The organism is Pseudoalteromonas sp. XMcav2-N (assembly GCF_024124545.1).
Taxonomy (GTDB): Bacteria; Pseudomonadota; Gammaproteobacteria; order Enterobacterales; family Alteromonadaceae; genus Pseudoalteromonas.
In genome coordinates, this window is sequence record NZ_JAMXSF010000008.1 from 237,312 (window position 1) to 261,607 (window position 24,296).

Annotated in this window: 17 protein-coding genes; 6 read left to right on the forward strand and 11 right to left on the reverse strand. The window is 49.6% G+C overall.

Annotated elements, in window-relative coordinates; all coding sequences use genetic code 11:
- Positions 1 to 6: 6 nt before the first annotated feature.
- On the forward strand, positions 7 to 2,418 hold the full coding sequence (locus NH568_RS12825) for an ABC transporter permease (protein WP_253047954.1): 2,412 nt from the start codon (positions 7 to 9) through the stop codon (positions 2,416 to 2,418).
- A gap of 57 nt (positions 2,419 to 2,475) precedes the next feature.
- On the opposite strand, the gene NH568_RS12830 is transcribed toward NH568_RS12825, so the two are convergent.
- Positions 2,476 to 4,107, reverse strand: coding sequence for an MBL fold metallo-hydrolase (locus tag NH568_RS12830; protein ID WP_253047956.1), 1,632 nt, complete (start codon positions 4,105 to 4,107; stop codon positions 2,476 to 2,478).
- Positions 4,108 to 5,548: 1,441 nt separating this feature from the next.
- On the opposite strand from NH568_RS12830, the gene NH568_RS12835 reads away from it, so the two are divergent.
- Entirely contained in the window at positions 5,549 to 7,645 is a 2,097-nt protein-coding gene (locus tag NH568_RS12835; RefSeq protein ID WP_253047958.1) for a winged helix-turn-helix domain-containing protein, read from the forward strand.
- A gap of 90 nt (positions 7,646 to 7,735) precedes the next feature.
- Here the strand turns inward: NH568_RS12835 and NH568_RS12840 are convergent, their stop codons facing one another.
- A complete protein-coding gene (locus tag NH568_RS12840) occupies positions 7,736 to 8,218 on the reverse strand; it encodes a hypothetical protein (RefSeq protein ID WP_138546116.1) in 483 nt (160 codons plus the stop codon).
- A gap of 245 nt (positions 8,219 to 8,463) precedes the next feature.
- A complete protein-coding gene (locus NH568_RS12845; RefSeq protein WP_253047960.1) occupies positions 8,464 to 10,572 on the reverse strand; it encodes a TonB-dependent receptor in 2,109 nt (702 codons plus the stop codon).
- A gap of 76 nt (positions 10,573 to 10,648) precedes the next feature.
- Between NH568_RS12845 and NH568_RS12850 the strand changes: the two genes are divergently transcribed.
- Positions 10,649 to 11,038, forward strand: coding sequence for a MerR family transcriptional regulator (locus tag NH568_RS12850; protein ID WP_253047962.1), 390 nt, complete (start codon positions 10,649 to 10,651; stop codon positions 11,036 to 11,038).
- A 207-nt stretch (positions 11,039 to 11,245) separates the two neighbouring features.
- A complete protein-coding gene (locus tag NH568_RS12855) occupies positions 11,246 to 12,292 on the forward strand; it encodes a hypothetical protein (RefSeq protein ID WP_253048010.1) in 1,047 nt (348 codons plus the stop codon).
- A 28-nt stretch (positions 12,293 to 12,320) separates the two neighbouring features.
- Here the strand turns inward: NH568_RS12855 and NH568_RS12860 are convergent, their stop codons facing one another.
- The 4 genes from NH568_RS12860 to NH568_RS12875 all read right to left on the reverse strand — a co-directional run bounded on the left by NH568_RS12860 (position 12,321) and on the right by NH568_RS12875 (position 15,509).
- A complete protein-coding gene (locus NH568_RS12860; RefSeq protein WP_253047963.1) occupies positions 12,321 to 13,052 on the reverse strand; it encodes a transporter substrate-binding domain-containing protein in 732 nt (243 codons plus the stop codon).
- A gap of 328 nt (positions 13,053 to 13,380) precedes the next feature.
- The gene (locus tag NH568_RS12865) at positions 13,381 to 13,677 is read right to left on the reverse strand and encodes a DUF1330 domain-containing protein (protein WP_253047965.1); all 297 of its coding nucleotides are present in this window, start codon (positions 13,675 to 13,677) and stop codon (positions 13,381 to 13,383) included.
- A gap of 88 nt (positions 13,678 to 13,765) precedes the next feature.
- Positions 13,766 to 14,362, reverse strand: a complete 597-nt coding sequence (locus NH568_RS12870; protein WP_253047967.1) for a short chain dehydrogenase — start codon at positions 14,360 to 14,362, stop codon at positions 13,766 to 13,768.
- Positions 14,363 to 14,381: 19 nt separating this feature from the next.
- Entirely contained in the window at positions 14,382 to 15,509 is a 1,128-nt protein-coding gene (locus tag NH568_RS12875) for an aldo/keto reductase (RefSeq protein ID WP_253047969.1), read from the reverse strand.
- Positions 15,510 to 15,742: 233 nt separating this feature from the next.
- On the opposite strand from NH568_RS12875, the gene NH568_RS12880 reads away from it, so the two are divergent.
- The gene (locus tag NH568_RS12880) at positions 15,743 to 16,630 is read left to right on the forward strand and encodes a LysR family transcriptional regulator (protein ID WP_253047971.1); all 888 of its coding nucleotides are present in this window, start codon (positions 15,743 to 15,745) and stop codon (positions 16,628 to 16,630) included.
- 115 nt (positions 16,631 to 16,745) lie between these two features.
- On the opposite strand, the gene NH568_RS12885 is transcribed toward NH568_RS12880, so the two are convergent.
- Positions 16,746 to 17,933, reverse strand: a complete 1,188-nt coding sequence (locus NH568_RS12885; RefSeq protein WP_253047973.1) for an NAD(P)/FAD-dependent oxidoreductase — start codon at positions 17,931 to 17,933, stop codon at positions 16,746 to 16,748.
- Positions 17,934 to 18,304: 371 nt separating this feature from the next.
- On the opposite strand from NH568_RS12885, the gene NH568_RS12890 reads away from it, so the two are divergent.
- A complete protein-coding gene (locus tag NH568_RS12890; protein WP_253047974.1) occupies positions 18,305 to 20,410 on the forward strand; it encodes a S8 family peptidase in 2,106 nt (701 codons plus the stop codon).
- A gap of 1,298 nt (positions 20,411 to 21,708) precedes the next feature.
- On the opposite strand, the gene rpoS is transcribed toward NH568_RS12890, so the two are convergent.
- From rpoS to NH568_RS12905, 3 genes are all read right to left on the reverse strand, one after another.
- Positions 21,709 to 22,692 carry an RNA polymerase sigma factor RpoS gene (gene rpoS, locus NH568_RS12895; protein ID WP_054016062.1) on the reverse strand — a complete coding sequence of 328 codons (984 nt, stop codon included), beginning with the start codon at positions 22,690 to 22,692 and terminating at the stop codon, positions 21,709 to 21,711.
- A 52-nt stretch (positions 22,693 to 22,744) separates the two neighbouring features.
- Positions 22,745 to 23,572: a peptidoglycan DD-metalloendopeptidase family protein gene (locus NH568_RS12900; protein WP_253047976.1), complete on the reverse strand. Its 828-nt coding sequence runs from the start codon at positions 23,570 to 23,572 to the stop codon at positions 22,745 to 22,747.
- Between the two features lie 80 nt (positions 23,573 to 23,652).
- Positions 23,653 to 24,291 carry a protein-L-isoaspartate(D-aspartate) O-methyltransferase gene (locus tag NH568_RS12905; protein ID WP_253047978.1) on the reverse strand — a complete coding sequence of 213 codons (639 nt, stop codon included), beginning with the start codon at positions 24,289 to 24,291 and terminating at the stop codon, positions 23,653 to 23,655.
- Positions 24,292 to 24,296 lie beyond the last annotated feature (5 nt).

Below are 24,296 nucleotides of genomic sequence, written 5' to 3' on the forward strand. Positions count from 1 at the left end.
CCCGTTATGATAGTGAATTATTTTAAAACCACACTCAGGGCCATGCAAAACGACCCCCGTCATTTTGCCCTTAATCTGACTGGCTTTAGTATCGGTCTGGCGGCGGCCATTATGGTGGCCTTGTTCGCAGCGTATGAATTGTCTTTTGACAAACAGCACCCCAACGCCGAGCGCGTTTACCGTGTTCATACCGATTACCGGGCATGGGGTCTGCAACTGATCGCCGCGTCAGATTCACAAAACGCGCTGAATATGCAAAGCCATGCTCAGGTTGAGGATATCATGATGCTGGTCTCGACCGACAATCTGGCCTACTCTGCCGAGCCAATGGCACTGGATGTCAGCGTGGCCGGGCAGCAAGTCCGCCTGAGCAAAGTGTACCTGGCCACAGCCAATCTGCCGGATTTCATCACAATAACGGTACTGCACGGCGACCTCAACCGAGCTTTGAGCCGCCCGGGCCTGCTGGCCATCAGTCGTGCCCAGTCATTACGCCTGTTTGGCAGCGAGCAAACCGTCGGCAAGACCTTATCGTATGAGCAGGGCCAATACGAAATAGCCGCCGTGTTTGAAGATCTACCGGACAACACCCACTTTGTGTTTGAAACCTTAACCGCTTTGCCCAAAGCCACCAAGATGCCATTCATTGGCTATGTGTATATGCGCCTGACTGAGGGTGCGGATGCCGCACTGCTGGCACAGCAGATGACGGATACCATGCGAGAGCAATCGACCGGCCGCCGCAAACTTCGTGCGCTGGAATTAAGTCGTCTGTCGGATCTTCACTTTAACAGCAGTGGTCCGTTTGAAATGAAACAAGGCGGCTCGCGTCTGGTGATGCAGGTCTGTATTGCACTGACCGTATTGTTGCTGGTGATCGCCAGTGTGAACTTTATCAACCTCAACATTGCCGGTGCGGCAAAACGCGCCAAAGAAGTGGGTGTGCGCAAGGCGCTGGGTGCCAGTAAACCTCAGCTTATCACCCAGTTTTTAACCGAGTCTTTATTTATTGTTATGATTGCGGCACTGATTGCACTGGCCCTCGTAGAAATGATGATCCCCTACGCTAATCAGCTGCTGGAGCGCAGCCTGTCTTTGAGCTTCTCACCGATGTTTTTGGTTGCTGTGATGGCAGTGGTTGCGCTGATCGGGGTGATATCAGGTTTATACCCGGCACTGTTTATTGCTTCTTTCAGTGCCAAACGCGTACTCAGTGGCGATCTGCAGCGGGGTAAAACCGCCATCTGGGTACGTAAACTCACGCTGGGCCTGCAAGGTGCCCTGTCTGTGGCGCTGATTGTCGCGGCGGCTGTGGTCTACAAACAAATGGCCTTGATCAATGATCTGCCCGTAGGGTATGCCAAGAATGACCGACTGATCATCAAAAACCTGCCTGCAGAAGCCATTTACCAGCAAGCCGAGCCTCACGTATTGCGGCGCCTGAAATCATTACAAGGGGTCGCTCAGGTCACTCAGTCAGACACTTTACTGACCAATGATATGACTTCAGAGCTGTTTTTGGTGTTCCCGAACGGAGAGCGCCTTGAAGGCACGCAACCTACCATAGCCGCCGGCTTCCATGCCGTTGAGACGCTTGGGCTGGAGCTGGTCGCGGGGCGTGATTTTTCTCCTCAGTTTGCCGGAGACTGGATCCAAGTCAGCGATGACAACATCCGATCATTTTCCGTGTTGCTGTCACAAAGTCTGGCAAGACAAGCCGGATATGACGACCCCAGCGTGCTGCTTGGCCAGACCCTGAGCTCACATGATGGTAGCGCCCGTGCCACTGTGATCGGCATTGTTAAAGACATAAAAATCGGCTCAGCGCGTCAGCAACAATTGCCTGTTTTACTCACCGCAGGCGATATCAACGTGGCGATAGGCACTTTGGTCATGAAGCTGCATCCGGGGGCAAATAAAGCGCAAGTGATGCGCCAGGCCGAGCAAATCATTCAAAATGAACTGGCCATGCCTGAGGTCGAGAGCAGTCTGATTGAAGACGATTATCAGCGTGCCCATATCAACGAGTTCAGAATGCAGCAGCTGGTGTTGTTATTCAGTACGCTGTCCATTGTGTTGACCTGTATGGGGATTTTAGGACTGGCCTCGTTCGCCACTATTCGCCGCCAAAAAGAAGTAGCCGTACGCAAGGTGCTGGGCGCCTCACGTATCAGCATAGTGACGATTTTATCCAGGGAATTCATCACCATTGTAGGTTCAGGCTCCCTGCTGGCGATCCCTGTGAGTTACTGGCTCATGAACCTCTGGCTGAACAACTTCAATGACCGTATTGAGCAAGCGACCTGGATGTATGCTGCTGCCACACTGGGGGTGCTGGCTATTACCTGGCTGACCGTCGCTTGTCTGGCCTTTAAAGCGGCTAGCACCCGTCCTTCGCTGATACTCAGATATGAGTAACCGCGCCCGTTAGCCACAACCAGGCGGCACCCTGTGTATTGCGGGTGCCGTTTTTTCTTATTGTGATGCAAACAAGCGCTTCAATAACACTGCCCGTGCTGTGCGAGGCATTGCCATAGCTCGATCGATGTCGGCCTGTGTCAACACCCGGCCATGATGCGAAGACACATACTGAGCGACTTTTATGCCCTGCTGCGTGAGCCTGTCTACCAGAGCGTCGAGACGATAGTAGGTGTCGAGATCCGGCCAGCGAGCAGGCGAGTGCAGCGCATGCTCAAAGCTGCTGCCGAACATATCCTCCGTCAGCAGGATTTGCGATTCTGGCAGATACACTACCAGGTTGTGCGCAGCATGGCTGTTGGGTACATCCAGCAGGCGAATTTTCCCCCCGGCGAGGGTGTAAGACGTGGGGATCGGCTCAATCTTAACCTGTGTGCCCAGTTCATCGGCGACCGCACTTCTGTCTGCCGGATGCACCAGTAAAGTGGTATGTTCCGCTACCGTGTCTGCCAGTCCTCTCAGATGGTCGGTATGATGATGCGTGACAATATGGTATTTCACGGGTTTATCCAGCGATTTGCTTTGCCTTAATTCTGCCAGTGCTTTTGCCCAGGCTCCGGCCTGCTGGTTCACCTGCCAGGTCCCCGCCGACACCAGATACTCACCCGCATCAATTAATAATGTATATCCCCAGCCTTGCCCCACAAAGTACACGCCGTCTGCCAGTGTGCGTACTGCCAGCTTGGAGACATCATAAGGCCTGAGCTCAGGTGCTCGCTGATAACCGGCTGGAATATGAAACGACTGCTCGGCAGGTCGCGCCACCTTAATGGTGCGCGATTTACTGTGATACTGCGGCCCCTGTGCCGTGCTGACCAACACCTCAGACGCCCAGCGCACAGCCTGTGTGGTACGGTGCACCATAAAATCATAAAAGCGCTTTTGACCTTGCTGCTCAGTCATCATACGGCTTAATAAACCACTATGCTGATTCAGATAAAGCGTGTGCTTTGTCTCCGGGTTATTATCCAAAGGGGCAGTGATCACATCATGAGGCACACCCGCAATGTATGCCTCTCCCTGCCACTGGCTGGCTTGTTTATGCTGCGCCAGCTTACGCACGACCAGAGTGTCCAGCATGGCTTCAAACCCCAAAGTGGTATTGTCAAAAGTGATCCGTGAACCGGGCTGATAGCGCTTAAGAGCATGGTCCACGCTTGTCCCCTGGTCACTGATATACAGACGATGGAGCACTTCGGGCACATCGCTGCCATGACTGCCCACCCGCCTCGAGTTTGCCTGCTTAAAGACCTTGCGCTTACCCGCAAAATCGATGCGGTAGTCGTTTTGCAGTTCACTCAGATAAGTGACCATAGAGCCCTGGCGAGCATCACCACTGAGCCACTGTGAATAGTGAGAGAAGCGTTCATTGACCATCAGCCCGGGCATAGTTAGCAAGTGCTCACCACCATAAGCCTGAACCGAACGCTCTATAATCTGAGCTTCGCGCGATTGCGCATGAGACAATGGACATACCCCCAACATGGCAATGGCAGATATCAGCACCAAAATGAATGGCCGCCTGACTAACAGGTTCAACCCTGGCTTAACGTGGTTAGCTACACTGGCGAAATGATTGAAGACATATCCCAAAAGATAAGTAAAGCGTTTGTTATTGTCATAGAACATAGGCTTAGCGCTCTGTTGTTTTTACTTGGCGCCATTGAACGTAAACACGCAAAACAAGGCCACAAAGCCACCCTAATGAAAAGCTGATGAATTACTGAGGGCTGCAAATTACCGTCTGGATTTTTGGTGAATATAAATAAGAAACTGAATTTATTAGATATATTTTAAATCCACCGTTTTCCCAAAACCCATTCTCCCGCCCTTTTCTCCGCTATTCTGTCCCCCTTTCCCCACTATCCCGTGTCCCTTTCCCCGCTATTCTGTCTCCCTTTTCTGCTATTCGATGCCTCTTTCTCCGTCATCCCGGCCTCCGAGCCGGGAGCTACTCACCAGTTACACAAAAGGTGAGTTCACTCAGATACATACAGCCTCATATTACTCTCCTCAGCAGTTGAGCCGTGTTTTGGATGGTTCCCGGCTCGGGGGCCGGGATGACAAAGGGGGCGCAGGCCGGGATGAAGCGGCATAGCTGACAAAGGGAGCGCTGGTCAGGGAGAGGCGGCACAGCCAGGTTATTTCACTCAGATACATACAGCCTCATACTACTTTCCTTAGCACTTATGCCGTGCTTTGGGTGGTTCCCGGCTCGCAGGCCGGGATGACAGGGGCGCTGGTCGGGATGACGACTAAAAGGGGCATTCGGCGCAGAGCCGATGAGCCAAAACCACAGAATCGAGGAATATTTCCCACCTCCTTGTACGCCAATTACAGCCATTTATTGACCAAAAACCGCTATTCCGTGTCCCCTTTCTCCGTCATCCCGGCCTCCGAGCCGGGAGCTACTCACCAGCTACACAAAAGGTGAGTTCATTCAGACGCATACAGCCTCATATTACTTTCCTTAGCAGTTGAGCCGTGTTTTGGATGGTTCCCGGCTCGGGGGCCGGGATGACAAAGGGGGCGCAGGCCGGGATGAAGCGGCATAGCTGACAAAGGGAGCGCTGGTCAGGGAGAGGCGGCACAGCCAGGTTATTTCACTCTGGCACATACAGCCTCATATTACTTTCCTTAGCAGTTGAGCCGTGTTTTGGATGGTTCCCGGCTCGCAGGCCGGGATGACAGGGGGGCACTGGCCGGAATGAAGCGGCATAGCTGACAAAGGGAGCGCTGGTCAGGGAGAGGCGGCACAGCCAGGTTATTTCACTCAGATACATACAGCCTCATATTACTCTCCTCAGCAGTTGAGCCGTATTTTGGATGGTTCCCGGCTCGCAGGCCGGGATGACAGGGGCACTGGCCGGAATGAAGCGGCATAGCTAACAAAGGGGCCGGGATGAGGCGGCACAGCAAAAAAGCGTTACTCAGTCGTATACCTCATCACATAACTGTCTGCTGCAAAACAATGTCACAAATTACAGGCCAGCGTCTGCTGCTGTACACCTCGACAGTGATGGCATTGCACCGTACACTCAATGCCGGATTCAGGCAGTAGCGAGTTGCAATGACACAGACACGATTCTTTATAAACGCGTATGAAATTGATTTGTCGCGCTCTGTGGTGATCCTGGATAGCCAGCAAACCCATGTAGAACCAAAAGTGTTGCAGGTCTTGCTGCTACTCGCACAACGTCAGCGTGAGCATGGCGAACAGGTGGTCACCCATCAGGAGATAATGAGTCAGGTCTGGCAAGGTGCTGAAGTGGTGCCCAACGCCCTGCAACGCTGCATTGCCATTTTGCGCAAAGTACTGGGAGACGATGCCAAAAACCCCACCATTATCGCCACCCATCCAAAAATAGGGTATCGCCTGATTGCTCCAGTGCGCTGGCCGGAGCCCTCGATTGAGCCGGCAACCAGAATAACTAATAACCCATATTTTAAAGCATCAACACTGGTAGTAAGCACTCTCTTACTATTTTCTTTATTGTATCTGCTCTGGCCCGATAATCGACGCCCTGAATACACTCGCCTGACCCCAGTAACCCACACGGATGCTCATGAATCGCATGTTATTTTTAGTCCCGATGGCGACTATCTGATCTTTAATCGCTATGCCGGTAGTTGCAGTAACCACCTGTGGGCCAGACATATTAGCAGTCACAAAGAGTATCAGCTCAGTCACACACCCGGACAATTTGGTGCTGCGAGTTTTACCCCCGACGGTCGAGAGCTGGTATTTGCCGCCAAAGCAGATTGCAACCTGGAGCGCGATAAGGTCGACACCCAGCCCTGCTGGACGCTGGCTTCACTGGACTTTGCGCAGGCACTTGGTCAGCCGCAATCCATTAAATCACGTTATCTGTGCAACCATACTCAACCTCATTTTCCCAGAGCACTGCCCAATCACGTTTACGCCTTCTTACAACACGAAGCGGGTCAAAGTCAGGTGGTTCAGTACAACGACTTAACTAAGAGTATCAATACCTTATTCTCCACCAAAAACGAACACCTTTACCACTTTGATTATCATGCGCCCAGTCAGCGCTTTGCCTTGCTAAGCCAGGACAAACAGCTCAATCACATACTGAGGATTGTGGATAAAGAGGCGCAGATCTTACACCGCAATCAAATCACTCTGCTGCCACATATGGACCCTAACACCTATTTGCCGGGTCGGTTTACACCCGACGGTAACACTTTGCTGGCAGTCAGCAACGGTCAGCTGTACACCCTGAGCCTCGGGGGTAAGGTAAGCAAGATCTCGACTCCGGCCAGTCATCTTCTCTTTGCAGACAAACATCCAATTGATCACACTCTGGCAGCCATTCACGGTGGTAAAGACATCGATATTGCGCACCTGCTGCTTAGCAACTCCCCTTCAGCCGACACAGCGGCAGGCATAAGCCACGAATTAAACGCCCGTGCCCTGCCCTATACCAGCCTGTCGCGCACACAGGCACAGGAGCGACAGGCACACTTTTCACCCGACGGCCAGCACATTGCTTTTGTGTCCAATCGTAACGGTACTGATCAACTCTGGGTTTGGCAGAGCAATAAGGCAACTGCGCTGAGCGATGCCAGTGTAACGCATCCAATCCACGGGTTTGTGTGGTCACCTGATGCAAAACAATTGCTCTGGGCACAGGGTGGCACACTTTATATCTCGGATTTGTCTGGCCGACAGCAGAGCCTGAGTACAACCTTACCGATTCATTCCGTTCAGACATGGGGTAACCAGGAGCACTTGCTGGTACTGATCAACGACCCCGTGCCCGGCGGTTTGTATCTATATGATTTAGTAAGTAACCAGCTGAAAAAATTGGGGGTAAACGGCGTACACCGCGCATGGCAGGCTAATAAGCAGGTCTACTACAGTGACGCTCTGGGTAAAGTAAAACGCTTCACACTAGGTGAAAACCCTGCTCACGCCACAGCGCTTTCATCTCTGAATGGGCGCGCAATGGTGATCAAAGGCGGGCATATCTTCAGCGTTGACCAGAGTAGCCTGACGCTGAACCAGTTCGACTTAAACGGCACTCTGATTAAACCACTTCGTACACTCAAACCCACCGCCTGGAAAATAAGTGACGTGCATCAGGACCAGCTGTTGCTGGAGCAGTTTATTGGTATAGACCAGGAGCTGATTCTCATAGAGTAACGTTTTTAAGGATCAAAAAAGGCATACCTGTCAGCATGCCTTTGCTGGCTCATAACGCGTGAATAACCGTGCAAAACTCAGCGAAATAGATTATCTGTAGCTATAAACAACGTGTGTAAAGCCACCTACTGGTGCCGAGTACTGACGACTTCCCATAGGGTAATAACACTTGCCATGATCCTTCACATAGTAACCCATGATCACTCTTGACCCATCCAGCTTCGGTGAATTGGGTGAACATGCAGAATGTCCGGCACTGAACAACTGAACGCCTCTGATCAAATCAAGCGTTCTGAAGTACTTTTTACCATCTTCAACCAGCACATGATAATCTGGTGCGACATAGCTTTTGCTATGCCAGCCAACATGACAGATTTCTGCATTGCGATAGAAAGTCCCAAACAAGCCGTTCTGGTCCTTACACAGGCCAACTTCCGACCCGATCCCACCAAACATGACAACATGGTTATAGTAATTGTATTTGTAGTAATCGGCTTTGCTCACAAAGCCCGCACTGGCAGCACCACTCACAGATAATAACGCCGCAGTCAAAAAAAGTGATTTAAGTTTCATGTTTTTTCCCTGTTGATTGTTTTATCGTTTTAAATGCACTCAGACAGGTACAGCGCGGATTAAACGTGCACTAGGTTGGCCTGAACACATGCAACTAATGTATCCATCAATTACAGGGCATGTTACTCCCCAGGCGGGGAAGAACCATCACCATATTGGGGGGTGACAATAAGTTAAGGGGTGGGAAAACTGTGGGCTTGGACTGAATGGAATAAAGGGATCAGTCGACTGACCCCTTTATTCAGTTAATGACCAAACTTAATACGCACACCGGCATTGACAATAAAACCATCGTTGCGCGACCAGATATCCGTCGTCCACTGACCACTGACTGCCTGCTGTGGTAACAACAGCGGATGCTCGTCGGTTTGTTTTACATCCAGCAGGTTTTCAAAGTTAATAAACCAGCTGTAACGCCCGGTGGTGATCTCCCCCATCAGGCCCAGGTGCCAGTATGGGTCGGACTCAGTGACAAACGGGTTAGCATTCAGGCGCTGCGGCCCGGTGTAGTAGGCTTCGAAGCCAGCGCGGAAGTTACCGTGCTGCTCCCACATGGCCACAAATCCGGCCGAGTGTTTGGGCGTTAGCGCAATCTCTGTACGCGTCTGACCATCCACACTTTGGGTTGCATCCAGGTATAAATAACTGGCAGTCAGTTTTACGTCTCGCCAGTAATAACGCAGTAGCACTTCTGAGCCACGGATCTGGCTCTCGCCCAGCGCATTGATCAGCCGTACCTGGGTCGGCGGCGTGCCATCCGATGTTGGCACCACCTCCAGCTCGGTTACGTTATCCACGTTCGAGCCAAACAGGGTCAGACTGGTTTCAACCGAATCAAACGTGTAGGTAAAGTCCAGCGAGGCCGTTTCGGCTTCCTCTGCCTGCAACTCACCTATCGGTGCTAAGCGCGATAAGCCCGCCGCTTCGATGTCTTCCACAAAAGGCGTTGGTGCAAAATAGCCCTGTGCATAGGAGCCGCGTACCGTCAGCTCGCCCGGACGATACAACAAGGTCACTCGCGGACTGAACTGAGTACCATATTCATTGTGATCATCCACCCGGGCACTCACCGAGGCGGTCAATGTATCGCTCAGGGTGTGATCCAGCTGCGCAAACAGGCCTGGCACTTCATAGCGATAATCAAAGCTCGGAAACGTCTCGGACTCAAACACATCCGACTGATAGGCCATGCCCACTAGCCAGTCGGTTTTGTCGTTATACCCACTGATACTGGTTTCAAACAAATAGCTTTCGTGCTTGTCTTCTTCCAGTACCAGACCAAAGCCGTGCTCATGGTTTTGTATCATGGCCGATGAGCGTGCATGCAACGTCAGCGTGTCGGACATCGGCTGGCTATACACAAACCCACCATCGAGACGCTCTGAGTCCTGCGTTTGTACATACGGGTTGCCATCCGCCATGGTAAAGCCGCGCTTGGTTCCCCCGTTGCGCTGCTCTGTCATGGCTCCGGCCGTGACATACAGAGTTTCACCCAGCTCTCCTTCCCAGAACAAACGCGGCCGTGCAGTGTAGCGCTCATACCCGGCCAAATCGAACCAGCCATCGTTGTCTATGTCTTCGGACTTCTGATGGTGTGCACCCAGCGTTAGCGAGCCTTTCAGGTCATCAGTCAGCGGGCTTTCAATGTAAGACGTCAGGTCCTGACCATCGCGGGTAGTCAGATTCAACAGCATCTCGCCCCTGAATTCGTCGCCCGGCTTACGGGAGATCAGGTTGATCACCCCGCCAAGTGCTGAGCCACCATATAAAGACGACGCCGAGCCTTTGATGATCTCAACCCGGCCCAGATCCGTTGGTGGAATTTGTAACAGGCCAATCGATGCTGCCTGATTACCATACAGCGGCAAACCATCGGCCAGCAGCTGAGTATAACGACCATACAAACCCTGCAATCGAATATTGGCGCTGCCCAATGCTGGCGAGGTAGTTTGCATACGCACACCGCCGGTTTCGGCCACCAGCATGGAGATGTTACCCGGACGCATCGCTGCCTTTTCTTCGATTTCTTCGCGGTTGATCAGCTCCACCCGCACCGGCTGCTCATCGGCAATCCGGCCAGAGCGCGTCGCCTGGATAACGATCTTTTCCATTTCATGGCCGTGGCCGTGCTCATCATGGTGCTCACCTTCTGCGTGTGCATCATGGTCTCCGTCTTCATGCCCTTTTTCTTCAGCATGGGACTCATGTTCATGATGCTCAGGCCCTGGCGCAACCAGCGCAGCACTCACAGCAGTGGCCAGCGGACTCAGCGGCGCGGCCACACTCACCGACATCCCCAGCGATAAACAACTTAATGACAAAACCAAACCGGCAGAACGAAACGTATCAGACATAACTATTTACTTGACCCTCAGGACGGGAATAAATGATACTGCCGATGCTAAAGGTTACAGCGACTGGAAGGTCAATATGAAAATAAGCGAACTTGCGACGAAATCCCAGATAAATGCGAAAACCATCCGCTATTATGAACAAGTTGGTTTAATCAGCGCACCACAACGCGCCAGCAACGGCTACCGCCACTACCAACCGGGCGACGTAGACACCCTGATCTTTATCCGCCGCTGCCGCGAGCTCAACATCCCGCTGGACGACATCAAACGCCTGGTAGAAGTACAAGCCGACCCCAACGCCTCCTGCGCCGTGGTCGATAAAATCATCGCCGAACAACTCAAGCAGGTACAACGCGCCCAGCGCGAACTCGCACTACTAGAACAATCCCTGCAAACCCTCGCCTCATGCAGTGGTGAGCAGGTTGACCAGTGCACCATTTTGCATAAGTTGAAGGCGCGGGAATAAGCTGAAATATAACAGAAAGTGTTATAACCTAAAGTTATACACGCCTGATAAAATAAGAAAAACCTATTGATGCCACGACTTTCGACTTGCCTGCTGCTCGGCCTATTTTGCCTGCTAACGACACAACCACTATTTGCGCAGTTCAGTATTGACCACACTGAAAATACACTTATTCTGCCGTTGGCACACCCGGTTGGCACGCATTATATGCATTTTGAGGACTCAAACCGTCACAGCCACAGGACACAACCAAACGCGCCCAGGCAACTTGGTGTGCGATTTTTTTACCCTACCAAGCTAACCGCCAGCCCCCGGAGATTACCGCTGTTAGACAATCAGTTTTCGCGCTCGCACAGGCTGATTTATGATACAGACGCAGATATGACACATATCGCTCCGCTGAGCGCAATGACATGGAACATTGCCGCAGAGAATGAAATACATCTGTCACACGACGCTTTACCCCTGATCATTTTTTCCCACGGTTATTACCTGAATCCCGAGTTGTTTACCATCATGGCTGCACATATCGCCAGCCAGGGATACCTGGTCGCTTCCATCAATCACAGTTTTGGCTCGGATTATTATCAGCCGCCCAATTCAAAAGCGATAAAAACAACAGAGCTGCCATCAGATGATCTGGGCATTGATTTACCCATGTGGTCTGCAGATCAGCGGTTTGTACTGACTAAAATAAAACAAATGGATCACGACCCGCAAAGCCCGTTTTTCAATACACTCAATGGCCAGGTAGGTATTCTGGGTCATTCTTACGGTGGTGCAGCGGCGTTTTATACCGCGGCAAAAACCCCCGAAGTAACGGCTATTGTTAATATGGATGGCACTGTATTTGGCTGGCAAGATATCACCATCGCACAACCTTTTATGTACGTGCAGGCAGACGAAGAATACTTTAGCGAAATCTTTATCAACGTACACAACAAAGGTTATTTAGCGTTGTTTGAATCGCTCAATCACGTCAGTTTTTCTGACATTGTGGTACTAAAAGACTGGCTAAAAAGCGGGCTGAGAGAGACACCTCAAGTTAACGCTATCCTGGACGTTGCCAGGCTAAATGCCGCTTTTTTTGAGCACCACTTTCATCACACCGAATCCACGTTTGTGCCAGCAATCAAAAGCACCACCCCATTTTCCTTCAAACTCTCTGACTGCAACCCCAAACATAACGACTCAGAAACGCCATTGCGCTGCCTGATGCATCGAATTAAGCACTGGAAACAACAGTTATTTTAGTTTGGAGGGGAAACGAACAGGTGCATGTTTAGCGCGTCGGGGGCGCTTTTTCAACATCTTCACGTACCATAGCGTCAATCATACTGGCTATGGTGCCATCATTTACCATGCCAGCAAGCATACGTTCGATCTCCTCATGCCGTTCGAGCAGCTTAGACGCACGCGATACAGCCAGATAACCTTGTGTGCCTTTAAAGTAAAATGGTGCCTTGTGGATATATTGGCCTAGATTGTGGGTTTTTAAATAATGATCAGAGCGCACATCCACACTCAGTGCAGCGTCAATACGCTTTTTCATCAGCAGGCTAAATAGCTTGTCTGTATCTACCGCTGCGAATTTTGTGAGACCGGTATCTTCATCGAATTGGGGGTCATTTTTATGGCCCAGTGTCACGCCGAGAATATAGCGCTCGAGATCCTGATAGGCGTTGATGCTAACCTCGCTCCCCTTCAGGGTATAGAACACTTTATTCGCAGTGTAATAACTAGGTTCCAGATACTGCATATAGACTTCACGGTCTTTGAGCTTTTGCAAGGAGCCCAGCATATCTAGTTCACCGATCTCCATCATTCGCAGACAACGCTTAAACGGGCAGCGAACCAGCTCAAGGTCGAGGTTAAGAGCGTCTGCCAGATGTCGGATTATATCAACATCGATACCACTGATTCGTGTTTGCTCAACAATGACAAATGGTGGCCAGGGGTCTACGCCAAAGCGCAGCATTTTACTTTGAGCAACAGGAGAAAAAGCCGAACTCACTAAGAGACATAAAAACCAGACGTTTACATTCCAGCACGTCTTAAAAATGCGTTTTATCACGGACACCACACTGTGCATTTGCGGTACAAATTTTCGAAAAGACGTGCTGCATACATCCCCCTTAACCCGGTTTAGTATAATGTAACTATAGCAGCCATCAAAACCACAACACCTGACTTGCCTGAAGTTTATTTAAAAACATAACGCATTGATATTTAAGCATAATAAAATCAACATGCAAAGTTCACTGCTGTACAATATGCCATTAAGTAACAACGAATTTCGCAACGTATGCGTCTGCCACAGACAGTACAACCCACGCCCAGACCTAAGACTGAGACACATCACTCAGCGGTATCATCACTAATTTTTCCGTCGCACACTCATCTCGTAGTTGCTTCAGTGGCGCATACTCCGCTGAATTTAGCCACTTTTCAACAGCAGCTTGTGAGGGCCATTGTTGAATAACGCAAACATCGGCAACCACTTGCCCTTCAATTGGGTCGGGTGATTTATTCACCGCGAGGGTTTTTCCTCCGTAAACCTGCACTGTTTCACCGACACTGTTTGCGTATAACTGAAATGCTGCGGGATCTTTTATGATGAACTGAATATATAGATACATGTCTTCTCTCCGGGCGGATATCGTTTTTATAATGGGTACTCTATTTTATCAACTGGTGCCGCCGTCATGTAGCAGCACCGAAACCGATTTATTTTACGGCCAGGTGGATCTCACCACTGGTACTGTGCTCAATCAGGTCAACATAGACCTGAGCTACCTCTGTTGCTGGGAGTCCGGGAGTGGCGTCCATCCCCATTGCTTCCATGGTCTCTTTTACCCATCCAGGAGAAACGGCATTAAATCGGACGCCCTCGACTTCCAGGCTGGCTGCATGTACGACAGACTCGACCGCAGCATTCACTGCTGAGACAACACTGCTCCCTGGTATCGGATTTTGTGCCAAAATCCCCGTTGTCACGACAATCACCCCACCCTCATTGACATACTGAGTGCCAAAACGAAGCAAATTAATTTGCCCCATCATTTTGTTGCTAATGCCAAATTTCCAATCGGCATCAGTTGCCTGCTGCCAGGGCACAAAATTAACCACACCTGCTGTACAAATAATGGCATCGACTTTTCCTACTTTGGCTAGCAAGGCCTGTAACGATTCGGGGTTAGATATATCGACCGGATACTCAGCGTCGCTCATTGACGCACCAATCACTTCAGCTGCGCCCGCCAGTTTGTTCACGATACTCTGGCCCAGTAAACCACTGGCGCCTAAAACAAGTACTTTTTTCATGTAAACCTCTTTGCTCAATTTATAGTTTTTCAATACGTGTGCCTGTATGGATCAGCGATTGCATCTCAGCGGTATGGTAGTTATAAGGCGATATAGCGAGTGGTTGACTGACCTGATCCAATGTGTGGGTTTGTTCAGCGGTTAACTCAAACTCCAACGCAGCCAAATTCTCTTTAAGTTGTGTCAGCTTGCGAGCACCAATCACCAGTGATGTGAGCCCCTGGTGTTTGACCAGCCAGTTCAGCGCTATCTGCGACGGGGTATGCCCGGATGCTTGTGCGATCTCAATAAGCGTTTTAATGACAGAGATATTCTGGCTCGTAGCCATGTGCGCCACACTGGGATCGGTTGTCCAGGTGTCCGTCAGACGGCCCTGCCCGGTTAAACTACCCAGCTCATCCACCTGATATTTCCCAGTTAACAGTCCATTAGCCAGCGGACTCCACGCCATAAAGCCAATATCGAAATGCTGACACATAGGTAAATGCTCATAGTCGCTGTGGCGCGCCACTAGACTATACTGGTTCTGGATAGCCGCGATGGGGTTTCGAAAGCTCTGATATGCCAGCAATTGCAGTTTTGTGGTGTACCAGGCCGGAAAGTTTGAGAGACCGTAATGCCTAATCTTCCCTTGCTGTATGAGGACTTCAAACGTCGACAAGACTTCTTCGGGTGGCGTAAATCTGTCACACTGGTGCAAAAAGTACAGGTCAATATAGTCTGTGTTTAAACGCTTAAGCGATGCCTCTACAGCCTTAATAATGTGTTTGCGCCCGTTTCCACCACCATTGAGATCGTTCGCATATTGATTTTGAGTACCTTTGGTTGAAATTACGAGTCGGTCACGATTCCCTGCATTGCGCGTAAACTCACCCAACCATTGCTCACTCTGGCCGTCCTGATAAACATCCGAGGTATCAAAAAAGTTGCCACCTGCATTTACGTAATGATTAAAAATAGCTTCAGCCTGGGTTTTGCCGCTTGACCAGGCCTCTCCCCAGGCATCTCCAAATGTGCCTGCACCATAAGCAATGGGTGAAACCTTTAATCCGGTATTACCAAGTGTTCTGTAGGTCCTAAGAGAAGGCAATGTTTGTGCGTTTTTATCTTCATGGAAAAACGGTAAGTCTTTACTTAATGCAGTCATGATTGTCTACCTTAGCGTTATATCAGTCTGTTTCTGAACAACAAAGTCAGTGTCTGCTTGCAAGAACCTGATAAACAGAGTATTTACCGCCTGGCCACACAGCACACCGCCTGTGAGTGGCCTGGTAAGGCAAACACGCTTTCTCAGGTGTTATATCTCACTTTGTCACTAACACTATAAGGAGCCATGGCATATAGTAGAAATGGATTATCTGGACTTTAAATATTGATAAAATGAATATTAATACACTGGATCTGAATCTGCTCAAGGTATTCAATGCGATATATCAGTATCGTAACGTGAGTAAAGCGGCCGACAGTATTGGGCTGGCACAGTCGTCCATGAGCAATGCGTTAAGCCGTTTACGACGGCAATTTGATGACCCATTATTTCAAAGAAGCGCAGGCGGTGTGATCCCCACAACCAGAGCGGATGACATGGCCCCTCAGGTTCAGGCCATCCTGGCAAATATTAACAGTATGATTGCGCCCAAAGCGTTCGACCCAACAACAGCCAAAGAGCAAATCGTGATTGCAGCCTCCGATTTAGCTATCACATCATTAACCCCTGCACTCATTTCCAAACTAAGAGCCTGTGCGCCCGGAATTACGCTTAACTTTGTGCAGTTGGATAAACAGACAGTCTTTGACAAACTGGACAATGACAGCACACAGATTGTCATAGGCACATTCAAAGCACTCCCGGCTAGGTTTTATCGAAAGCATTTGTGGCACGACAGGTTTATAGCAATTAGCAGCAAGCGCTATTCAACCCGCTCAGCAGGCCTGTCTCTTGAGAAATATCTCGAATCCCCACATGTCCTGATGACACTCAAAGGTGATCAGATTGGGGTCATTGATGAAATATTGAAACAGCAAGGCTTAACACGCACGATTGCGATGACCTGTGCGCAATTTTTACCCTTGGTCGAGACGGTTGCACACTCAGATCTCATTGCCACCGTTCCTGCCTCACTGAGTGACATAGCCAAACGTGCTGGATGTGAAACTTACCCATTGCCATTCGATACGCCAGGATGGGACAGTGAGCTGGTTGTCACCCAAAAATTTTACACCTCTGAGTTGGGTAAGTTTCTGATCCGACTCATTTTGGATACATAGCCGTTCAAGCATGATGAAGTAACAGGTGCCTATATAAGACTCGTGCTACACGGCGTGCTGAACTGTTTATTAATAACAGAGTATCCAGTTTAGCAGATGTGGTATCAATTAAATCTTAACACGCCTGTCCGCACGCCCAGCCGCAGCTCCAAGCGTATTGGAAATTGTAGCCGCCGAGCCAGCCGGTGACATCGGTGACTTCGCCGATAAAGTACAGGCCCGGGGCTTTTTTGGCTTCGAAGGTTTTGGAGCTGAGTTCGTCGGTGTCGACGCCGCCTAAGGTGACTTCGGCGGTGCGGTAACCCTCTGTGCCATTGGGTTTAATGTGCCAGTGGTGTAGGGCGTGGGCCAGCGTGTCGATTTCGCTGTGACTGAGCTGGTTGGCATTTTTTTCTGGTACGGTTTGCTCGTTGATTAATACCTCAACAAAGCGTTTAGGTAATATAGTACTTAGCAGGTTTTTCAGAGACTTATTACCTTGTTCCTGACGCCAGTCGTGCAGCTGTACGTGCATATCGATATCGGGAAGTAGATTAACAATCACGCCCTGCCCGGCGCGCCAAAACGAGGAGATCTGCAAAATTGCGGGGCCAGACAGGCCACGGTGGGTAAACAGCAGGTTTTCTTTGAAGCGGGTGCCGTCTTCGCTTTGTGCTGTGCAAGGCAGGCTTACACCCGCCAGGCCATCAAAGCGGGCTTTATCGTGGTCGTGCAGGGTAAAAGGCACCAGTGCCGCCATGGTCGGCAGTACTTTCAGGCCAAACTGCTCGGCAATTTTGTAACCAATGGGCGTGGCGCCCAGTTTGGGCATGGTCAGGCCGCCGGCGGCCACGACCAGAGACTGGCAGCTAAACACCTGCTCAGAGGTGGTGACGATATATCCGCTGGCCTCGGTGCGTTCGACCTTAATGACTTCGTTACGCAGAAATACTTCAACTCCGGCCCAATCGCATTCGGTTAACAGGATATCGACGATATCCTGGGCACTGTTGTCACAAAACAACTGACCCAGGGTTTTATGGTGATAAGCCAGACCGTGGCGGTCCACCAGCTCGATAAAGTCGTGCTGGGTGTAACGGCTCAGGCAGGACTTCACAAAATGGGGGTTAGCGCATAAATAGTTCTGTGGCGCAGCACCTTCATTGGTAAAATTGCAACGACCACCACCGCTAATGAGTATTTTTCGACCAGCTTTTTTGCCCATATCGACCACCGCGACACTGCGCCCCCGATACCCAGCCTGTGCCGCGCACATCAGGCCAGCCGCGCCCGCGCCGATGATCACCACATCAAAGTTCAACATTGTATATTGTGTCCTGAAAAAGTTATGCGCTTATTGTATCAACTTATGCCCTGGAGGTGGAGTAATGCGATTATTTAGCAAACAAAGGCACATAATTTTATCACAACTAGTAATAAAATATTAACCATTTACAATCGTTTACAATACTAACTAATTCATACTTCACACTGTAACAAACAATAATTATGCAATAAAAACAAAGAATTATTGTCATAATTGAACTATTTAGCCATCCGCTTATAACAAAAACAATAGTGTAAATAACAAAACAGCACTTTAAATAGTTTAACCAGTTCTTTACCTTCGATAACCATCTGCTTGCACACGCAAACAGAACAACAACAACAAGTAAGAAACTAGGAATCATAATAATGACAACACGCAACTTAAAAATCGGCGCTGTCGCGCTAGCGATGTCAGGCATGTTCGCCGCTTCTAATGCAATGGCTAACAACGTTGAAGCATTCAATAACAACGCAAACATTGCTCAACTGAGCCAGAAAATGCAAAGCCAGAACACTGCCGGTACCCAGTTCATCATTAAATATAAAGATAACAGCAATCAGCTTATGTCTATTTCTGGTGCCGACATGTCACCAGCTATGATGAACTCGCGTGCACAAAGTTTCGTGAAGAACTTCAAAAGCAAGAAAAAATCTTCACTGAAAACTAAGTACGTTCGCAAGATGGCGCTAAGCAACCACCACGTTATGCGTGTTGATCAAAAGCTGAGTGCAGCTGAAGCACAAAGCCTGATGATGGAAATGTCTGCTACTGGCAACATTGAGTACATCGAAATTGACCAAATGTTACAGCCTTTCGCGACGCCTAACGATCCGCGTTATTCTGATCAGTGGCATTACTTTGAAGCAGCTGGCGGTATCAACGCACCTGCGGCATGGGACAAAGCAACGGGTAACGGCGTAGTTGTTGCTGTTCTTGATACAGGTTACCGTCCACACGCTGACCTGAACGCAAACATTCTACCAGGTTACGACATGATCTCTGATCTGTCTGTTGCCAACGATGGCGGCGGTCGTGACAGCGACGCACGTGACCCGGGTGATGCGGTATCTGCAAACGAGTGTGGTTACACGCACAGCGCGCGCAGCTCAAGCTGGCACGGTACACACGTAGCGGGTACGGTTGCTGCAGTTTCTAACAACGGTGAAGGTGTTGCCGGTGTTGCTTACGACGCAAAAGTTGTGCCTGTACGTGTACTTGGTAAGTGTGGTGGTCTGACTTCAGATATCGCTGACGCTATCGTCTGGGCCTCAGGTGGTTCAGTATCAGGTGTACCTGCTAACTCTAACCCGGCTGATGTTATTAATATGAGCTTAGGTGGCAGCGGTGCGTGTAGCTCTACGACTCAAAACGCGATCAACACAGCACGTGCCAACGGTACAACCATTGTTATTGCAGCCGGTAACGACAATGATAACTCTGCAAACTATAACCCAGGTAACTGTTCAGGCATCATCAACGTTGCATCTGTAGGTCGTAACGGTGGCCGTGCTTACTACTCAAACTACGGTTCAAACATTGACGTTGCAGCACCAGGCGGCGCGCAAAGCTTTGCGAATGACCCAGAAGGTATTCTGTCTACTTACAACTCAGGCAGCAACACGCCTTCAAGCGACAGCTATGCATATTCACAAGGTACGTCAATGGCGGCACCTCACGTTGCAGGTGTAGCGGCACTTATCAAGCAAGCGAAACCTTCTGCAACACCTGATGAAGTAGAGAGCATCCTGAAGAGCACAACACGTAGCTTCCCTGCGACATGTACCAGCTGTGGTACTGGTATCATCGATGCGTCTGCAGCGGTCGATGCAGCACTGGGCGGCACTGGCGGTAACGAGCTGGAAGATGGCGTAGCTAAGACTAGCCTTTCTGGCGGCGCGGGCAGCGAAACTTTCTACACCTTTGAGGTAGGCAGTGGCGTGAGCAAAGTAACCTTCACTATGAGTGGCGGTACTGGTGATGCTGACCTGTACGTACGTGCAAATGCTAAGCCGACTCAGTCAACTTACGACTGTCGTCCATACGAAGGTGGTAACAACGAAGTATGTACAATTGATAACCCGTCTACTGGTACTTACCACGTTATGATGCGCGGCTACTCTGCATACAGCGGTGTGAGCCTGAAAGCTGAATCTGCAGGTGGTTCAACTGGTCCTGTTGAACTAACAGAGTCTAACCTGTCTGCAAGCACTGGCAACTGGATCCAGAAATCACTAGACGTACCTGCGGGTATGAGCAGCCTGACAGTAACTATCTCTGGTGGTACTGGCGACGCTGACCTGTTCGTTAAGCAAGGTAGTGCACCTACCAGCTCTAGCTACGATTGCCGTCCTTATAAAGGTGGTAACGCAGAGACTTGTACTTTCACTAACCCACAAGCGGGTACCTGGTACTTCGGTCTTAACGCGTACAGAACTTTCTCTGGCGTAACATTAAACGCAAAAGCTCAATAAGCACTTTCCCCAGGCTTTTTAATGAGGGCTAAACCTTAGGGTTTAGCCCTTTTTTATGGGTGATTTATAAACTCAGTTATGTCGCTTTATGCACTTACCCTGTCATTTCGGGCTCGACATGGGATCTACTCACAAGCGACTCCGCAAGATGGGTTACTCAGGCGCAACATACCACCCGTTACTATCTGTGGTATGTGTGTTGTATTTGGAATGGTTCCCGGCTCGGAGGCCGGGATGACAGGCTTTGAGTGCAGGTAAGGTGTACTAGATGCAATGACCGTATTGCCTTTTGGGTGGTTCCCGGCTCGGAGGCCGGGATGACGGGCTTGGTGTGCAGGTAAGGTGTACTAGATGCGATGACCGTATTGCCTTTTGGGTGGTTCCCGGCTCGGTGGCCGGGATGACAGGCTTGGTGTGCAGGTAAGGTGTACTAGATGCGATGACCGTATTGCCTTTTGGGTGGTTCACGGCTCGAGGGCCGGGATGACGGGCTTCAAGTGCAGAATAGCGGGCTTGGGATGCTGACAAGATATACTAGATTCGCTGAGCGTATTGCCTTTTGGGTGGTTCACGGCTCGGAGGCCGGGATGACGGGCTTTGAATGCAGAATAGCGGGCTTGGGATGCTGACAAGGTATACTAGATTCGCTGAGCGTATTGCCTTTTGGATGGTTCACGGCTCGGGAGCCGGGATGACAGGGTTTTGAGTGCGGAATAATTGAATACATCATGTACTCCGTCATCTAAACGCCAGCTCCGTTGTCCTATGCCCCATCCCAGTCATCCCGTGCTCGACACGGGTTCTACTCACAGGCGACTCCGCAAGATGGCATTACTCAGGCGCAACATACCACCCGTTACTATCTGTGGTATGTGTGTTGTATTTGGAATGGTTCCCGGCTCGAGGGCCGGGATGATGGGGTTTTGAATATGAGACTGAGGCAATTTGAGCACAGGATGGCGGGCCTTATCAGGGTCGGGGTGATTAATTTATGAATTCAGGGTTTTGCTGACTATCAAAGCAAGTGAGATGTGCTGTACAGAGCCATATATCGGAGGAGAATACCTCTTTATGAATAATCGAATTACACAGCCTGAGCGCTTAATACGTTCATTATAACAAGGTGTTTCTGACTTATTATCTGACGTCTGACTGGGCTAAAGAAATATAAAGCAGTGTAGGAAATGTGTTCTGGGAGGATATTCGAGAGTCATTCAAACTACGGAATGACTCAACGATAACGTGGCTATTCAGCGCTTAGAATACAGGAGAAAAGGTAACATGCGCTGCTACTCCACTTACATTTGTTCAAACAAGCTATCTGTGCTCAAGCCCTCATGCTGCAGGATGTCTTTTAAACGTCGTAGTGCTTCAACCTGAATTTGACGCACACGTTCTCGGGTTAAGCCGATCTCACGGCCCACATCTTCCAAAGTCGATGGTTCATACCCCAACAAGCCAAAACGACGTGCAAGCACTTCTCTTTGTTTCGGGTTCAATTCACCCAGCCAGTCAACGATATGGCGGTTAATGTCTTTATTTTGAACTTCGCTTTCCGGCTCGTAACCACGCTCGTCAGCAATAATGTCTAATAACGCTTTGTCATTATCCCCGCCGATAGGCGTGTCCACAGACGTAATTTTCTCGTTCAGACGCAGCATCTTACTGACATCTTCAACCGGTCTGTCGAGTGACTCTGCGATTTCTTCCGCAGTCGGTTCATGATCCAATTTTTGAGTCAGTTCACGTGCTGTACGGAGGTACACATTGAGCTCTTTGACCACATGGATAGGTAAGCGAATGGTGCGAGTCTGATTCATTATGGCCCGCTCAATAGTCTGACGGATCCACCAGGTCGCATAAGTAGAAAAGCGAAAACCTCGTTCCGGATCGAACTTCTCAACGGCTCGGATCAGGCCTAGGTTTCCTTCTTCAATCAGGTCAAGCAACGCCAGTCCCCGATTGTTGTAACGCCGCGCAATTTTTACAACCAGTCGCAGGTTACTTTCGATCATACGTTTACGTGACGCCTCACACCCTTTCAGCGCCTTACGTGCGAAGTACACTTCTTCCTCGGCACTGAGCAGAGGCGAAAAGCCAATTTCTCCCAGATACAATTGGGTTGCATCCAAATTCTTAACGCTGTCGTCCTTGGCGAAAAGTTCTTCGTCATTTTCTATATCTTCGAGCAGCTCCGTTTTGGGCTCCTCTACTGAAACATCTTCAAACTTCTCGTCCAATTCTGGATTTACTTTACTATTCAATTTTGCTGTTTGAGCCATAAGCATCCCCCCAAGCGAATAAGTGACAGTTTTCCATCATTACGTCGATAGGCTATTTTTTAGGCAAGTACCTACCAGGATTTACGGCCTGTCCCCTGTAACGGATCTCAAACCGCAACGCAACAGATGATGCGTCTGTATCTCCCATTTCGGCAATTTTTTGCCCAGCTTTAACTTGCTGCTGCTCTCTTACTAGCAATTTGGAATTGTGGGCGTACGCGCTAAGATAATCATCTGTGTGTTTAAGTATGATTAAATTGCCGTATCCCCGTAACGCACTCCCTGCATATACAACAACGCCATTTGCCGCAGCTTTAACAGATGTTCCCTTTTTATTTGTAATCTGAATTCCCTTATAGCCGTTTTCTTTGACAGAAAAACGTCGGGTCACCTTACCAACTGCGGGCCAGCGCCATCGTACCTTATTATTTGACAACTGTTTGGTATGACTGGATTTTTCGCTGGCTTGCTTTTGAACATACTCTCGTTGCTTAGGTCGATCAAGCTCTTTTTTCGGTGAAATGTTATTTTTTTGTTTTTTATTGGTTAATTTTGCAGTTTGATCTGACTGCTTTTTAGACGCTTTATACGCCTTTTTTGGATAGTCTAATGAGATGATCTGACCGGGGAAAATGGTGTAGGGAGGCTTAATTTTATTGATTTTGGCAACAGTCCTAACATCCTTATTTGCACTAAAAGCAATAGCAAACAAAGTGTCACCTTTTTTAACCTTATATTGATTATTTTTTATTTGAATTTTTTGTTGATAACTGGTCTTACCTTTGGAGAGATTCACAACCGGAGCGGGGGAGTGCGGCGTGGTACATGCGGCCAGAAAATAGCACAATAGCAAAAGAGTATTGATGCGCGCCCGATTCATGCCTTGATTACTTTCCGCTTGTTAATTCGACCATCCACTTTAGCATACTCAACTGGATTTTCTCGCTTTTTTTGTCAAGTCTAGCTCAGTGCACCCGGAATTAAAGGAACAAAACGTACCTCTGCCAGTTTATTTTCAATGAACTGCTGACCTTGCCTTTGGTACATGGTGAGGACCTGATGCTGTCCACCAATAGGGATCACCATCACGCCCCCGTCACAAAGCTGGTCCAGCAACGCCTGAGGTACTTGTACCGCCGCAGCGGTTACTATTATGCCCTCATAGGGGCCTTTCGAGGCCCAGCCCTGCCAGCCATCGCCATGCTTCATGGCAACATTGTACAGATCCAACATATGTAAGCGACGTTTTGCCTGCCACTGTAGTGCTTTGATCCGTTCAATGCTGTATACCTCGTCAAACAGCTGAGCCAGCACGGCCGTCTGATACCCAGAGCCAGTGCCAACCTCCAGCACTTTTTTAACTACCCCGGCCTGGCGCAGCAGCTCGGTCATTCGCGCAACCACCAGAGGCTGAGAAATCGTTTGCCCCTGTCCAATCGGCAGTGCCGTGTTTTCATAGGATTTGTGTTGCAGCACAGTATCAACAAACAGATGCCGGGGTGTGATCTCCAGACAATTCAGTACCTCAGGGTCGTTGATACCATGGCGCGCGAGTGTTGCAACCAATGCCTCCGCGCTGCGTTTATAGTTTTTGAGCAATGTAC